Here is a 14,243-nt window from a genome sequence, read left to right as displayed (position 1 = left end):
ATAGATTATGTCAAAAAACATTTTGATTGTTGAAGATGAAGATATTTTACGCGAAATATTAAAGGATTACTTTTTGAGTGAACAATATAAAGTGCTTGAAGCGAGAGACGGGAAAGAGGCTTTAGTTTTATTTGAAGAAGAAGAGGTCGATTTAGTTATACTTGATATTATGTTACCAGAACTAGATGGATGGTCTGTTTGCCGAAGGATCCGTAAGACGTCCGGGGTCCCAATTATTATGCTGACGGCACGTGTAGATGAAGATGATACGTTACTTGGATTTGAGCTTGGGGCAGATGATTATGTTGCGAAACCGTATAGTCCGCCTATTTTATTAGCGAGAGCGAAACGATTATTAGAAAGTAGACAAGCATCAAAGAAACCTTTAGAAAATGAAGATGATACGTTATCAATTCATGGCATTCACGTCCATTTTCCGTCACGTACTGTTACTGTTGATGAGGCAGACATTACTTTAACACATACAGAATTTGAAATATTAGTGTATTTCATGAAAAACCAAGGAATTGTACTAACAAGAGAGCAATTAATTTCAAGAATTTGGGGATATGAGTTTGCTGGTGATGATCGAACGGTTAATAGCCATATTCGTAATTTACGAAATAAATTAGGAGAGAAATCAAAGCACATTACAACTGTAGTGCGAACCGGTTATAAATTCGAGGGGAACATATGAGAAATGGGATTGTACTTAAATTATTTACACTTACAACAGCCCTATGTATGTTGATTTTAGCGACGATATTTATTGGGCAAACAATATTTTTCAAACAATATTATGCGAACCGAAAAGTAGAAGATATTAAAGTGAATTTAAATTCCTTTGAGAAGAATTATTTGAATTATGCAGGAAGTGCAGAAGAAGTTCAGAAACTGGAGCAAGATTTTTTAAGAGAAAATAATACGTGGATTACGACGTTAGATCAGAATGGGAATTTAAAACATGTGGATGATTTTTATTTTGAAGTAACGATAGACCGTAGGCAACAAAAGAGCTTTGGACAACAAATATTCAAGATTCCCTTAGGTAATCTCGTCAATATAGAGGAGATTGATAATAAATTATCAGAGAAGTTTTTAGGACAAGAAATTTATTTTTCTGGAGTGAGAAAAGAAGAAAGTTTTATTCCATTCTCTTTCTCGTTAGGTAAACAAAATTTAAGTGGATCTAATAAACCGTTAGAAAAAGCATTTAATGAGAAAATGATTAAATTAGATCAGGAGAAAAAGAAAGCAGCTGAGGAACAAGTTGTTAAGGAAAAGAAGCCGGCCGTTCAGGAGCAAGCTGCTCAGGAATTAGATGCTTTCATAGTAGGACGTGTTACGAAAGTACAGTTCCCCGATGTAAAAGGTCCTGTGAATCCAATTTATAAAAATAGTTTATTCTTAGATAGCATAAAGGAATTTCAAACTGAGTTATTATTAAAAGAGAATAATCATATACAGTATTCAACACAAATAATGGACTATGAAAAAAATGATATAAAATATAAATTATTAATTAAACCAAAAAAAGAAAAAGACGGATCGGTAACATATATATATGCGATGGCTTCTTTACAGCCTGTAGATGAGGCTGTACAAATGGTGCAAGATTATTACATCTATATTGTAGCATTTGTAGTCGTTCTAATTTTTCTAGCTTCGTTTTATTACTCAAAACAAATTGCAAAACCGTTACTAAAAATAAATGATACAACGAAGAAAATAGCTCATTTGGATTTCACAGAAAAAATTCCGATTACTTCAAAAGATGAAATTGGTGATTTATCGCAAAATATTAATACATTATCTAATAAACTACATTCACATATTGGACAGTTAGAACAAGATATTGAAAAAGAAAGAAAGTTAGAAAACACAAGGAAAGAATTTATTGCGGGTGTATCGCATGAACTAAAAACGCCGCTGAGTATTATGAAAAGCTGTATTTCCATTTTAAAAGATGGGGTAGCTGAACATAAGAAAGACTACTATTTTCAGGCGATGGAAAAAGAAGTAGACAAGATGGATATACTAATTTTGGATATGCTTGAATTAGCTAAATTTGAGTCTGGCACATATAACATGAAGATGGATTCTTTCTATATAGATGGAGTGATTGAAGAAATATGTGAACAGCTTTCAGCGGAGATAGAGAAAAAAGAACTGAGTGTGCACAAACATATATGTCCAGCAGAAGTGATTGGGAATCAAAATAGAATTGAACAAGTAATTGTGAATTTTATTACGAATGCAATACGTTATACACCAGAAAAAGAAGATATTATTATTTCCACAATAGACGGGAAGGATCATATAAAAGTATGTATTGAAAATAAAGGTGCTCACATTGAAGAAGAACAATTAGATAAAATTTGGGATCGTTTTTATCGCGTGGATGCGGCAAGGAAACGTTCACAAGGTGGAACAGGGCTTGGCCTTGCGATTTCAAAAAATATTTTAGAACTGCACAATGCTGAATATGGGGTGAAGAATACCGAAGATGGTGTTTTATTTTACTTCTATTTACCGAAAAAAGCGTAGATAATACAATCTACGTTTTTTTAATTTAACTTCATATTATCTTTACCTAATCTTTATTTTTAAGAAGTATAATTTGGATAGAAAATGAGGTTATGTAAGGAGTAGATTAGCCGTGAATAGCGATTTACTAGGCGTGATGGTATTTATTTTTCTTTGTGCATTTATTGTATTTATTATTGATATTACTCATTGAGAGCTTTGATAAAAAAAGAGCGCTAATTAAGCGCCCTTTTTTTGTGTATTCATTTGATAAGCACCGATGCTTTTGAATAAGCGTGGTGAAGTTGTAAATAAAAGAATTAGTAATACAGTACATAGTATGAAAGAACCGATCATGGTACTGCCGTTTACAATTAATGAATATAGCACAGCTGATTGTCCTTTAGGTGCATATTGACCAAAGAAAATAATACCAGCAATAAAGTGACAGAAATAGCGTGCAAAGCTGCCGACAAATGTGGCAAGGATAATGTAAACGAGTGCTTTTTTTCCTTTGTTTTGTTTTGGTTTATCTTTGCGACTACCAAAACTTGAATGCTCTGCATTACTGTTGTCTGAGGCAAGTGCTTTTTGAATTGGACGATAGAATAAACCAGCAAAGCCGATAAAGGCAAAGGCAATGAAGTACTCAATGAATGCTTGAACTGGTGTTAGAATGTAAGCATCGCCTACGACAATTTGTAAAAGCCCCCAAATTAAGCCTCCTAAGAAAGCCCTTTTGAAGCCCCAGCGGTATGCGATAATAAAAATAGGAATCATAGCAAATGATATGGAACCGCCTGTTGGAAGTTTAATTGATAATGGTAGAATGTCGATAATCAAGGCGAAGGCTGCAAGAATTGCAGATTCGATCATCGCTTGTAAATTGGTGTTACGCATGTTGTCTCCCCCTAAATCCAAGTTTCACAAAAAAGAACATTATCATAGGAGGATACGAAATACGTAAATAAAAAAAGAGGTGTGTATTTCGGACGTTTGCACAATTCCTGCGTTAGCATTAACTAACAGGTTCAAAGGGTCGGAACGAATTGTTCCCTCTCAGCGGTAAGGCTCCCCCTGTGATAACGAGATTCTTTTGTTATTGTTTATTGTAAGTGAAATGGATGAGAATGGCAAACATACTTTGTATGACAATTATTGAAATATAATTGTATTGAAATGTTAATAAATATGAAGCAAAAAGATATAGTCCAAGTGAAATAGAGTATGATATAATTTTTTTGAAAATAATTATCATTCTCTTCTGAGGGGGAAGGTTATGAGCTTAGTAGATATTAAAATTGGCGAGAAAGTGTTAGTAAAAAGTATTCAGTCTTTAGATCAGTTATTAAAGCGTAGACTAGCTGCTTTCGGTCTCGCGGAAGGAAGCGAACTTCGCTTGAAACAGAAAGCGATGTTTAAAGGTCCTTGTACATTGGAGTGTCGTGGACAGTTAATTAGTATTCGTCATTGTGACGCGAAAATGATAAAGGTGGAATTAGCGTGAATAAGGTTGCTTTGCTAGGGAATCCGAATACAGGGAAAACATCATTATTTAATGCACTTACCGGTTCTTATGAATATGTAGGAAACTGGAGTGGTGTAACAGTAGAAAAGAAGGTTGGTAAATTAAAAGATAAGCAAGGAACATTAATTGATTTACCAGGCGTTTATGATTTGAATCCAGTTTCACGTGATGAAGGTGTCGTTACGAATTTTCTACTAACAGATGAATTTCATCATATGTTAAATATAGTGGATTCTTCTCAATTTGAGCGAAATATGCATTTAACATTGCAATTACTTGAATTTGGTAAGCCCGTTTCAATTGGTTTAAATATGATTGATGTGGCAAAGCAAAGAGGAATTGTTATTAATGTAAAACGGCTATCAGAAATATTAGGTGTAACAGTCGTTCCTGTCATCGCAAGAACCGGAAAAGGCTGTGAAGAATTACTTACTACTCTTCATGAAGAGAAACAAAAAGAGAAAAAGCCATTCATTATTTCATATGGTGTACAAATGGATGAAGGAATTGGAGAGGTAATCGCTCTTTTAGAGACAGCGAATTATGAGCATCCGAGATGGTTAGCCCTTCAATTTTTAAGCAATAACGAAGTAGTAGAAAAAGAAATGAAAGCATTACCAATTTATAAGGAACTTATAGCCATTCGATCTCGTTTAGATGGAAAACTTGATTGTACGTTGGAAGAGCACATTTACAAGACTCGTGAAGCGTATATTGAAAAGTTAAAAACAAATGTTATGCAACATGAGAAAGAAGGGAAAATTCCTTTTTCAGAAAAAATTGATAGGTTAATTACACATAAAATTTTAGGACTTCCAATCTTTTTAGCAGTCATGTTTTTTATTTTTCAGGTTACGTTTACGTGGATTGGTACACCTTTATCTGATATACTTGATGGATTTTTTGGCGGACAACTTACTGATTGGGTTACAGCTGGGCTCACAAGTGTTGGGGCTTCTGACTTTATTCAAGCACTCGTTACAGAAGGTATTATTGCTGGTGTTGGTGCGGTATTAGTATTCGTTCCACAAATCTTTGCACTATTCTTCTTCATTTCATTATTAGAAGACTCGGGATATATGGCACGAATTGCAGTTGTTATGGATAGAATTATGGAGTTTTTCGGTTTAAACGGAAAAGCATTTATTCCGATGATTATCGGCTTTGGATGTAACGTTCCAGGTATTATGGCAGCGAGAACGATTGAACAAGAAAAAGAAAGGTTACTTACAGTTCTTGTAACACCGTTTATGTCTTGTTCGGCACGTTTACCTGTATATGCACTATTTGCGGGAGTTTTCTTCCCTAATAGTCAGGCGACTGTTGTGTTCTCTTTATACATTGCAGGTATTGTTCTTGCATTACTCGTTACAAAAATTATGTCTCTTACTATTTTAAAAGCAGAAAAATCTATTTTTGTAATTGAACTACCACCTTACCGTGTGCCGCAAGCGAAAACGTTATGGCTGAGCACGTGGGAGAAAGGTAAAGGATTTGTTCGTAAAGCGGGTACATTCATCTTCGGTGGTTCTGTTGTCATTTGGTTATTAAACTATGCAGGTCCATCAGGATTTGGTGTTGATATGGGAGACAGTTTCTTAGCGATGATTGGTGGATTTATTGCACCACTTTTTGCACCGCTCGGTTTTGGAACGTGGCAAGCTGCGGCATCCCTTTTAACAGGATTTTTAGCGAAAGAAGTTGTCGTTTCTACGATGGCAATTATTTATGCGGTTAAAGAAGATGTGCTAGGAAATGTAATGGGAGCACATTATACTGCGCTATCAGCCTATGCATTTATGTTCTTTATTTTATTATATGTTCCGTGCTTAGCGACAGTAGCTGTTATTAAACGTGAAACTGGATCGATGAAATGGACAGTTTTCTCTGTCGTTTATCCGCTCGTTGTTGCTTATGTATTAACGCTCATTATATACCAAGTTGGGTCCTTACTCGGATTCTAGAAGGAGATGTATCGCGGTGATGGTCAATATTATAATTGGAGCTATCATTTTTGGTTATGCAGCATATACGTTAGTTAATTTTGTAAAGAGAAGTAAAAAAGGCAAATGCGCAGCATGCTCTTTAAGTAAGTCATGTCAGTCGCAAACTTGTAGTCCAGATATGGAGCAAATTGCTCATAAATAGAAAAAAGCTTTGCGAATTTCGCAAAGCTTTTTTGTTTACTTTTTAATTTTTACAAGCTGAGAAGCTTCTACTCCGTTGTAACCAGGGAATTCTTTACTAGGGTCTTTATCGAATTTTAATACACCAACAGATTTTTCATCACCTTTTACATTTCCATAAGTTGCATCGTCAACAATTGCGAACATGTCTGCATATGCACGGCCACTTCCGATAATTGTGTTGCCTTCGTATTTTAATTTTGCCCCATCAAGTGTAGCATTTTCTACTTTCTCTTTTGCAAATAACACGCCTTCTTCTGTTGTTACAGCTGGTAATTTATCAAGTGGTTTTGTATCATCGTTTTTATCAACTTTGCTAAGTAATTCTTTTTTCACCAGTTCTTCACCAGTTTTCTTATCCATTACAAGAACTTTTTTACCCTCTAATGTTGTCATTTTCATTTTATAGAAGTCTTTTTCTTTCACTTCTTTTTTATTTTTATCTGTAACTTGTTGAATTTGCTCATCTGTTCCGTATAGTACAAAGCCGTTCGCTTTTTCTCCTAATAAAGAACAACCTGATAATGCTCCGAATGAAATTGCTGCTGCTAATCCGATTCCTACTAATTTTTTCATGATGATTGCTCCTTTTATATGTTTTATAGTAAATACATTTTTTGTATTAGTCCTGAAATTATGAGAAGCTTGTTTGTTGCTTCTGGTATTAGTGTATAAGAAATATTGAAACGTAACTATCGAGTTAGCTTACAGTAACATTACAATAATGTAATTTAGTGAAAGTGCATAAAAATATGTCAATTCTGAAGAGGATTAATGAGAATATATTAGGAATACAATGTTTTATCTAGAATGTCATATTATATTGGCTGTATTTTGGAAATAACATGTAAGGACATATTAGTTTTGTTATAATAAACACATAGGCTGTAAAAATGAATATTCTTTACTGTTAAGGGAGATTTTTCAGTTTTCCAAGTAGTGAATTTGAAATATGAGGTAAGTCATAGGAGGAATTAGAATGTCTGTATTTAAACGATTACGAGATTTAACAATGTCGAATGTATATTCATTAATTGAAAAAGCGGAAGATCCAGTTAAGATGACGGATCAATATTTACGCGATATGCAAGCGGATGTACAAGAAGCTGAGAAAAGTGTAGCAGCTCAAATTGCACTTGAGAAGAAATTCAAAATATTATTTGAAGAGCAAGAAGCACTTGTGAAAAAACGTGAAGAGCAAGCTCATATGGCTGTTCAAGCAAGCAATCTTGACCTTGCGCGTCGTGCTCTTGAAGAAAAACAAAATGCAGAGCAAAAGATGAATGAGTATAAAGCGAGCTATGAGCAAAACAAAGCAGCTGCTGATAACCTTCGTCTGAAGCTAGAAGAAATGCGTAAGCAATTAACAGAGCTGAAAAATAAACGTGAAACACTTGTTGCACGTGTAAATGCAGCGAAAGCACAAAAGAATATTAATCAGGCGATGTCTGGATTTGATTCAAATTCAGCAAAAGCTGGTTTAAGCCGTATGGAAGAGAAAGCACTTCAATTAGAGGCTGAAGCAGAAGCAAGCGGTGAAATTTACAAGAAAGAAAAGTCGTTAGATGATGAATTCGCAAGCTTAAACAAAAATTCTGTTGTTGACGATGAATTAGCTCGTATTATGAAGCAGTATGAGAAATAATATAGAATAGACAAAGAAACCGACATGTCTGAAGAGAATTCATGTCGGTTTTCTATTACTTTTTTAGAGGAGGTTTTGTAATGACGTGGATGAATGTTTTAGCTATGCTTGTATGGACTGGGGCGAGTGCAGTACTTTTATTTGCAATTATGTGGGTTGATTCGATTTTTACAAAATACAATGATTTAAAAGAGATGAAAAATGGAAATACAGCAGTGACAACGCGTTTCGTTATGAAATTATTCGCTCAAGGATACATTTTGTCACAATCGATTACGAAAGCGAATGACTTATGGCAAGCGCTTCTTGCCTCAGCAGTTTCATTCGTTATTTTATTAATTGTAGAAATGTTCATTGAGTTTGTGTTAAAGAAAATGTCTGGTTTAGATTTAGAAGAAGGAACGAAAGAAGGCAGCGTAGCACATGCGTTGTTAGCTGGTTCATTACATATCGTTGGTGCACTTATTTTAGGTGCTTGTTTATAAAGAGAAAAGGAGGGGTAGATTGTGAGCTTATTTAAACGTATTAAAAATATAATGAAAAGCCCAGAGCCGCCGAGGCCAGAAAAGAGTCTTTTAACGTTGGCTCCTGGCGATATGATTGAAGTCTCGTTAGTCATGTACGAATTAACTGGGAAAACGAGCATGCATTCTCGCAAAGAGATTGTTTTAACTTTGCAGGACGGGAAAGATATTCGTTATTTGAAAATTGAAGACCGTGAAAATACGTATTACAAATTGTATACACCGATTGATGGTCGTTTAGATTCAATCGATGAAATTCCGACGACGATTGAAATGGATGATATAGAGTATCATATGGAAGAACAATATAATGGACGTGTTGTTGTTATGGGGAAAACACCATTCGCTGCTTCAGAAGAACAGTACGTATGGGAATTCCAATCTGATAACCGCAAATTATTACGTGTTGAATGGCAAAATGGTCGCACAATGATGTATGAGGGAGAAGTAATTATTCCTGCTGATGTACAAATCATAAGAGCAACATAAGGGGGGCGTAATCATGTCAAACCGATTGTTTACCATGATTAAATCGTTCGTGATCCCTATACTTGCTATCGTTACATTACTTGTTATTGCCGGTTATGCTTTATCGGGCTGTCAAAGTGGTCAGGCGAAGTCAATTCAGGACCGTTACCCACTAGAGTCTGTCGCAAAGGATGGTAAACAAGAATCTTACGTGTATAGGGCCGCCAATCGGTCAGTTCCTGAAGTTGCAAAGGAACTTATAGCCGAAAGGAAACCGAAGCAAGCATCTAAAGAAGACGAAAATCAAATGTTCCTCGTTTATTCTGATAAAATGTATAATTTACAAAAGGATAAAGAGAAACCATCTGATACGTTAATTGAAATAAGCAATGAAGAATTTGTCCGTCAAAATTACCAACCATCCTTCTTACAAGGATATATAATGGGGAGTATATTAAACGATATATTCGGTTCACGCAAATCATCATACGGTGATTATCGCGGATATAATGACAGACAAAATCATAAACCGGTGATCCCGGAAAGACCACCTACGAAAGAGGAAAAGAAAACCCCGCCTCCAATTACGAAGGAAGGGAAAGGATCTATTATTAAGCGAGGCGATAATGTAGATCCGAAATCATCTGTAGGTGATAAAGGAAGTATTACGGAAAAAGGAAGTAAAACGACGCCACCGCCTTCTACCGGAAGCAAAGGGAAAATTACGAAAAACCCGGGTGGCTCGAGTGGATCTGATGTGAAGCCGAAATCATCCATTAAAACCCCACCAAAGAATACGTCGCCCCCGAAAACAAGGGTTGGCGGTTCAGGGAAAATTATGAAGAGAAGATAGTGTAGAGACCGAAAAGTGGAATTTTCTTTTCGGTCTTTTTATTATGGGAATTAATTCCTTATAGCTGGTACAATTAAGTTATAAGGAGGAGATTATTATGAGTATATATAAAAGGTTTAGTTTGATTATGTTCCTCGTCTTATTTCTCAGTTTGTTTATTAGCACAACGATGAAATTTCACTTTATAGTAGGTATTCTATGGATACTGTGTACATGTACTCTCTTTCTATATGTTCCGCTTCGCTTTCAGCATGAAGTGCCCGCCTTTCAAAAGTACGTCGATTGGATTAAAAGCGGGGGAAGATGGGGGGAGTAAAATATATCAACGGTTTTTCGATTATATCTATCGTAGCTCAAAATATATCAACGATTCGAAAAGGAATATCGATTTACCAACTTCATAATAAAAAGAGGCTGCACCAATATTTTGGCACACCCTCTTTTTTCATAATGATTAATGAATATCACGTTTCTTAAAGTTACCGCCTTTTACTTCAGCTACGTCATAAACTGTAATAAAGGCATTAGGATCGATTTCATTAATCAGGTCCTTCATTTTACTTTCTTCTAAACGGTTAATTACACAAGAAATTTCTTTGAATTTCTCTCTTGAATAACCACCATATACTTCGTTATACGTTGCGCTTCGGCCTAAACGATCGCGAATTGTTTCTACCATTAATTCAGGCTCTTTCGTGATGATTTTAAATGTTTTCGAACCACTTAAACCAACTTCAACGATATGAATCACTTTCGAAGCGATAAAGTAAGCAATTGCCGAAAGGATAGCCCCTTGAAGACCAAATACTGTTGAAACAAAAATAAAGACAAACATATTTAAGAATAAAATAAGGTCACTTGTTCCAAAAGGTAACTTACGAGAAAGTAATACAGCTAGCATATCGATTCCATCTAATGCGCCGCCGTTACGTAAGGCTAGTCCCATACCGAAACCGATAATAATACCACCAACAACTGTAACGAGTAGTGTATCGCCTTCAATAATAGTTGGTATTCCGTGCATGACAACGGTACCTATTGCTAATGAAGCAATCCCGATGATGGAATAAATTGCAAAGCTTTTACCGATTTGTTTATATCCTAACCAAACGAAAGGAATGTTAATAACTGCGATTAGAGCTCCTAATGGCAATCCAAATAATCTTGAACTAACGATACTTAAACCAGTCACACCACCGTCGGATACGTTATTTGGAATTAAGACAGCTTCTAATCCGTACGCTGTGATAAATGCCCCAATAATAATCATCAAAGCTTTTGAAGCAATTTTCAGCTTATTGGGCTTACTCTTGATCATTTTTTTCATATAATTTCCTCGTTTCAAACTAGTTTCTTTTTCTTACATGTTTGCTAATCAGTTCGATTCATGCCTAACAACCATTTTAACATTATATTTGAAAAAATTCTCCTTTAATGGATGTATGCAGGGAATATTATCACCATAGTACCATTAAAATATTTTTGAAATTCGTATAAGAAATCCCACCCTTTTAAAGGATGGGATGTTGTTAAGAAAGTATAAAACTAACGACTGTTAGGAATAAAGCGAAACCTAAAATAGTTCCACATATTTTCATATGGCGCTTACGCCCCATAACGACAATTGCGACATATTCGCGAATCATTGCATTAGGCCAGTAATAAAAGGCTGTTTTTGATCCGATTCCTTGGCTATTAAGGCCAGCTTGTCTTGCATATATGCCAGCACGGAAAAGATGGAAATTATTCGTTGTAAAAATACTTTTATACTTACCTTCTGGTTTTAAAGAATCCATAATTTCTTTAGAGAACGACATGTTTTGATATGTGTTTACAGAACGATTTTCTTGTACCGTATATTCAAGCGGAATGCCTTTTTCAACAGCATAATTTTGCATCGCTTCTGCTTCCGGAAGACCTTCATCAGGCCCTTGCCCACCAGAGAAAATGATTGTTGGTGGTGTATTCACAGCGGCTTGCTTCCAATAAAAGTCGATTGCTTTATTAATGCGACTTGCAAGTAAGGGTGGCACTTTGTCATTAATTAAGCCGCTACCAAGAACGATGATGAAATCTTGATTACGTCTCGGTCTATTGAATTGGTATAGAAAATAAGCGCTTAAGAAGTTAGATAAATGTATAAAGAAATACATAGTTACAAGAGAAATAGCAGCAAAAATAAATTGAAAATGCTCTGAGAATAAACTTGCTGGATTTATGATAGGGATTAGTATACAGAATAAAATCCCTAAAGCAGCAATTAAAGTTAAAGAGTTTGTAAAGCGTCTTCCTTCACGCCTCATCAAGATTCTCGCATTAAGAAATAGTCCAAACATTAGAGCAACGATGCCAAAAGGTATCATGAAAAGTAGAGCTAACATGGGTAGAATAACGATGAAATGTAAAGTGTTACTACCAGATGCAAACGAGGCGATTGCACAAAATAATAGAAATGAACAGAAAAAGGCATTAAATAAAAAGCCATTTATTATTTTTCGTGGATCTTTTAAGTAAGAGATAAGAAAAATAATAAACAATATAAGAGGAATGATTCCGAAAAACATAAATATAGTACACCTCAATTTGTATAATGTTTTATTGCATCCTTAATATTACATGATTTTGAAGATGTTGATAAAAAAATAACGATTTCGAATTTTCTCAACAATCGATATAGTTAAATATGGTAAAATGTATTCAAAGTGATATATTAAAAGTAAAATGGTTGAAGAGGCACTCTGTGAAGTGTCTTTTTCTTTTTGGTATGTAATTATGCATATTATGTTTATTTTCAAGGGAAGAGGATTAAAATATAAGTTGTGGATACACGCTATAAAGCAGAATTTTATATTAATATTTACCTCTACTCTTTTTGTACCTAACAATCTTGTAACAATTCATGATTCTGTTTTCTAGTGTGTGTTTACAAAAAGCGGGATGGGGTATATATAAACAGGGGAAAGGACGTCTTCTTGAAAGGCGTCTTTTTGTTTCTTAGTATAGATAATTTCCACTATTAACGTAGTGCAAACTATCTATACTAAACATTAGCAATCTTCCGTATAAAGATTATCAATTTACTATATATTCCAGTGGTGTTAAGCTACATATGAAAGGCTTTCTTTTTCAAAATATTACCCCTAATAAATTTTGAAAGAGTCAACTGTCTCCAAAATTGCCATTTGTGCTTAGCAAAAAAAGAATCCTTCGGGGTTCTTTTTTTGTATTCGACAGAATATGACAAAATGAATTTATATAATTTATTATATTGTTAAATGGTTATTATGGAAAAGAGAAGGAGACTTAAGTATGGGATTTAAAAAATTACTTTTAACAGGTGCAATTGTTGCAACTACAGCATTTACTTCAATCGGGACAGCGCAGGCAAGTACTCAGTTTAAAGATGTTCCAAACAATCATTGGGCTTATAAGGCAATTATGGATTTAGCAAATAAAAATATTGTTGCTGGATATGGAAATGGGATTTTTGGATTTGGTGATGATGTAACTCGTGAGCAAGTTGCAGCCCTTATGTTCCGTCAATTAAAGCCAGCAGTAAAAGAACAGTATAATAATCCTTATAAAGATGTTACTGATCGTTCGACTCAGTTTAAAAAAGAGATTCTTGCTTTAACAGAGATAGGTGTATTTGCTGGAGATGACACAGGGAACTTTAGGCCGAAAGATTCGTTAACTCGCGATGAAATGGCACAAATTTTAACAAAAGGGTTTCAATTGCAAATTAGAGGGGATCATAATTTCCCGGATGTAGATAGAAATGGATGGGCGAATCCTGCGATTACTGCAGTTAAATCAAATCATATTACAGCTGGAACTGGTGATGGTAAATTCGCACCTAGAATGCATGTAAGTCGTGAGCAATATGTTCAGTTCTTATATAACGCGACATTACCACTTGAAGAAAGACCAGGAGCAAGACAAGAACAACCACAACCAGAGGTGAAGCCGGAACAAAAGCCAGAACCAAAACGCTTTGCTAACTGTAAAGAAGCAAATGATGCTGGAGTTTACGATATTACAAGAGATAGTCCGTATTACGGTAAGCATTTAGATCGTGATGGCGATGGAATTGCTTGTGAGAGAAAGAAGAGCGGTAAATAAGAAAAAAGCACTCAGCCTGAGTGCTTTTTTCTTATTTACACATGCTATTTTTTTAGGCGATTCTCATAGAATGGGAGTAACGAAATGAAAGTAGGTGAAAAAATGCCGGCAGTCGTTGAAGGTGTTATTATTGAAAACTGTAACGGAACAATTAATTTAGGTGATAAATATAATGTGCATCCGATTGAAAAAACGAAAGCTTATAATGGATCGGGATCTTCAAATACCGGATTAAATGTGAGGACATTCAGTGGTATTAGTACGGCAGATGTAACGGATAACGATGTGTATGACCAAGTAATTCAATCTACGTTATAATTTTTATATGTAAAATTGCATAAAATGATGTGCGTGCCCTGTGATACAATTTAGTTGTGAGCTGTTAGTGATT

General features: G+C 35.0%; 16 protein-coding genes and 1 riboswitch. Of the genes, 12 read left to right on the top strand and 4 right to left on the bottom strand.

The window, feature by feature from the left end; genetic code table 11:
* Nucleotides 1-7 precede the first annotated feature (7 nt).
* Together ABH960_RS21740 and ABH960_RS21735 are read left to right on the top strand one after the other, a co-directional pair.
* Nucleotides 8-697, top strand: coding sequence for a response regulator transcription factor (locus ABH960_RS21740; protein ID WP_113938177.1), 690 nt, complete (start codon nucleotides 8-10; stop codon nucleotides 695-697).
* The gene (locus tag ABH960_RS21735; RefSeq protein ID WP_113938176.1) at nucleotides 694-2,547 is read left to right on the top strand and encodes a sensor histidine kinase; all 1,854 of its coding nucleotides are present in this window, start codon (nucleotides 694-696) and stop codon (nucleotides 2,545-2,547) included. Before ABH960_RS21740 ends, ABH960_RS21735 begins: the two co-directional genes overlap by 4 nt.
* 219 nt (nucleotides 2,548-2,766) lie before the next feature.
* Here ABH960_RS21735 and thiT read toward each other — a convergent pair whose 3' ends face one another.
* Entirely contained in the window at nucleotides 2,767-3,426 is a 660-nt protein-coding gene (gene thiT, locus ABH960_RS21730) for an energy-coupled thiamine transporter ThiT (RefSeq protein ID WP_044443876.1), read from the bottom strand.
* 86 nt (nucleotides 3,427-3,512) lie between these two features.
* A riboswitch (TPP riboswitch) is annotated at nucleotides 3,513-3,614 on the bottom strand.
* A gap of 191 nt (nucleotides 3,615-3,805) precedes the next feature.
* Here thiT and ABH960_RS21725 point away from each other — a divergent pair.
* From ABH960_RS21725 to ABH960_RS21715, 3 genes are read left to right on the top strand one after another with little or no spacing between them, the layout of a single operon-like run.
* Nucleotides 3,806-4,033: a FeoA family protein gene (locus ABH960_RS21725; RefSeq protein ID WP_000060512.1), complete on the top strand. Its 228-nt coding sequence runs from the start codon at nucleotides 3,806-3,808 to the stop codon at nucleotides 4,031-4,033.
* Entirely contained in the window at nucleotides 4,030-6,018 is a 1,989-nt protein-coding gene (gene feoB, locus ABH960_RS21720) for a ferrous iron transport protein B (protein WP_404448390.1), read from the top strand. Before ABH960_RS21725 ends, feoB begins: the two co-directional genes overlap by 4 nt.
* A gap of 16 nt (nucleotides 6,019-6,034) precedes the next feature.
* Nucleotides 6,035-6,202, top strand: coding sequence for a FeoB-associated Cys-rich membrane protein (locus ABH960_RS21715; protein ID WP_000989601.1), 168 nt, complete (start codon nucleotides 6,035-6,037; stop codon nucleotides 6,200-6,202).
* 35 nt (nucleotides 6,203-6,237) lie between these two features.
* Here the strand turns inward: ABH960_RS21715 and ABH960_RS21710 are convergent, their stop codons facing one another.
* On the bottom strand, nucleotides 6,238-6,816 hold the full coding sequence (locus ABH960_RS21710; protein ID WP_002129594.1) for a lipoprotein BA_5634 family protein: 579 nt from the start codon (nucleotides 6,814-6,816) through the stop codon (nucleotides 6,238-6,240).
* Between the two features lie 403 nt (nucleotides 6,817-7,219).
* Between ABH960_RS21710 and ABH960_RS21705 the strand changes: the two genes are divergently transcribed.
* From ABH960_RS21705 to ABH960_RS21685, 5 genes are all read left to right on the top strand, one after another.
* Nucleotides 7,220-7,885 (top strand): PspA/IM30 family protein, encoded by a 666-nt coding sequence (locus tag ABH960_RS21705; RefSeq protein WP_002015754.1) that lies wholly within the window; start codon nucleotides 7,220-7,222, stop codon nucleotides 7,883-7,885.
* 80 nt (nucleotides 7,886-7,965) lie between these two features.
* Nucleotides 7,966-8,370 (top strand): DUF350 domain-containing protein, encoded by a 405-nt coding sequence (locus tag ABH960_RS21700; protein ID WP_002089172.1) that lies wholly within the window; start codon nucleotides 7,966-7,968, stop codon nucleotides 8,368-8,370.
* Between the two features lie 21 nt (nucleotides 8,371-8,391).
* Nucleotides 8,392-8,898, top strand: a complete 507-nt coding sequence (locus ABH960_RS21695) for a DUF4178 domain-containing protein (RefSeq protein WP_113938174.1) — start codon at nucleotides 8,392-8,394, stop codon at nucleotides 8,896-8,898.
* A gap of 13 nt (nucleotides 8,899-8,911) precedes the next feature.
* Nucleotides 8,912-9,730, top strand: a complete 819-nt coding sequence (locus tag ABH960_RS21690; protein ID WP_002129590.1) for a DUF4247 domain-containing protein — start codon at nucleotides 8,912-8,914, stop codon at nucleotides 9,728-9,730.
* Nucleotides 9,731-9,827: 97 nt separating this feature from the next.
* A complete protein-coding gene (locus ABH960_RS21685) occupies nucleotides 9,828-10,046 on the top strand; it encodes a hypothetical protein (RefSeq protein ID WP_002167505.1) in 219 nt (72 codons plus the stop codon).
* Nucleotides 10,047-10,184: 138 nt separating this feature from the next.
* Here the strand turns inward: ABH960_RS21685 and ABH960_RS21680 are convergent, their stop codons facing one another.
* Entirely contained in the window at nucleotides 10,185-11,057 is an 873-nt protein-coding gene (locus ABH960_RS21680) for a YitT family protein (RefSeq protein WP_000738210.1), read from the bottom strand.
* Between the two features lie 202 nt (nucleotides 11,058-11,259).
* The gene (locus ABH960_RS21675) at nucleotides 11,260-12,294 is read right to left on the bottom strand and encodes a YdcF family protein (RefSeq protein ID WP_404448385.1); all 1,035 of its coding nucleotides are present in this window, start codon (nucleotides 12,292-12,294) and stop codon (nucleotides 11,260-11,262) included.
* Nucleotides 12,295-13,039: 745 nt separating this feature from the next.
* Here ABH960_RS21675 and ABH960_RS21670 point away from each other — a divergent pair.
* Together ABH960_RS21670 and ABH960_RS21665 are read left to right on the top strand one after the other, a co-directional pair.
* The gene (locus tag ABH960_RS21670) at nucleotides 13,040-13,852 is read left to right on the top strand and encodes an S-layer homology domain-containing protein (protein WP_003192053.1); all 813 of its coding nucleotides are present in this window, start codon (nucleotides 13,040-13,042) and stop codon (nucleotides 13,850-13,852) included.
* 84 nt (nucleotides 13,853-13,936) lie between these two features.
* The gene (locus tag ABH960_RS21665; RefSeq protein ID WP_088040298.1) at nucleotides 13,937-14,170 is read left to right on the top strand and encodes a spore germination protein; all 234 of its coding nucleotides are present in this window, start codon (nucleotides 13,937-13,939) and stop codon (nucleotides 14,168-14,170) included.
* Nucleotides 14,171-14,243: the final 73 nt, after the last annotated feature.

The organism is Bacillus sp. RC252 (genome assembly GCF_044909215.1).
GTDB classification, from domain to species: Bacteria; Bacillota; Bacilli; order Bacillales; family Bacillaceae_G; genus Bacillus_A; species Bacillus_A mycoides.
The sequence above is the reverse complement of the archived record's forward strand: the minus strand, read 5'-3'. Positions and strand labels throughout refer to the sequence as shown.

Bases quoted from the DNA above. Each gene is read 5' to 3' on its own strand.
- ABH960_RS21740 (WP_113938177.1), top strand. From the start codon at position 8: ATGTCAAAAAACATTTTGATTGTTGAAGATGAAGATATTTTACGCGAA.
- ABH960_RS21735 (WP_113938176.1), top strand. From the start codon at position 694: ATGAGAAATGGGATTGTACTTAAATTATTTACACTTACAACAGCCCTA.
- thiT (WP_044443876.1), bottom strand. From the start codon at position 3,426: ATGCGTAACACCAATTTACAAGCGATGATCGAATCTGCAATTCTTGCA.
- ABH960_RS21725 (WP_000060512.1), top strand. From the start codon at position 3,806: ATGAGCTTAGTAGATATTAAAATTGGCGAGAAAGTGTTAGTAAAAAGT.
- ABH960_RS21710 (WP_002129594.1), bottom strand. From the start codon at position 6,816: ATGAAAAAATTAGTAGGAATCGGATTAGCAGCAGCAATTTCATTCGGA.
- ABH960_RS21705 (WP_002015754.1), top strand. From the start codon at position 7,220: ATGTCTGTATTTAAACGATTACGAGATTTAACAATGTCGAATGTATAT.
- ABH960_RS21700 (WP_002089172.1), top strand. From the start codon at position 7,966: ATGACGTGGATGAATGTTTTAGCTATGCTTGTATGGACTGGGGCGAGT.
- ABH960_RS21690 (WP_002129590.1), top strand. From the start codon at position 8,912: ATGTCAAACCGATTGTTTACCATGATTAAATCGTTCGTGATCCCTATA.
- ABH960_RS21685 (WP_002167505.1), top strand. From the start codon at position 9,828: ATGAGTATATATAAAAGGTTTAGTTTGATTATGTTCCTCGTCTTATTT.
- ABH960_RS21680 (WP_000738210.1), bottom strand. From the start codon at position 11,057: ATGAAAAAAATGATCAAGAGTAAGCCCAATAAGCTGAAAATTGCTTCA.
- ABH960_RS21675 (WP_404448385.1), bottom strand. From the start codon at position 12,294: ATGTTTTTCGGAATCATTCCTCTTATATTGTTTATTATTTTTCTTATC.
- ABH960_RS21670 (WP_003192053.1), top strand. From the start codon at position 13,040: ATGGGATTTAAAAAATTACTTTTAACAGGTGCAATTGTTGCAACTACA.
- ABH960_RS21665 (WP_088040298.1), top strand. From the start codon at position 13,937: ATGAAAGTAGGTGAAAAAATGCCGGCAGTCGTTGAAGGTGTTATTATT.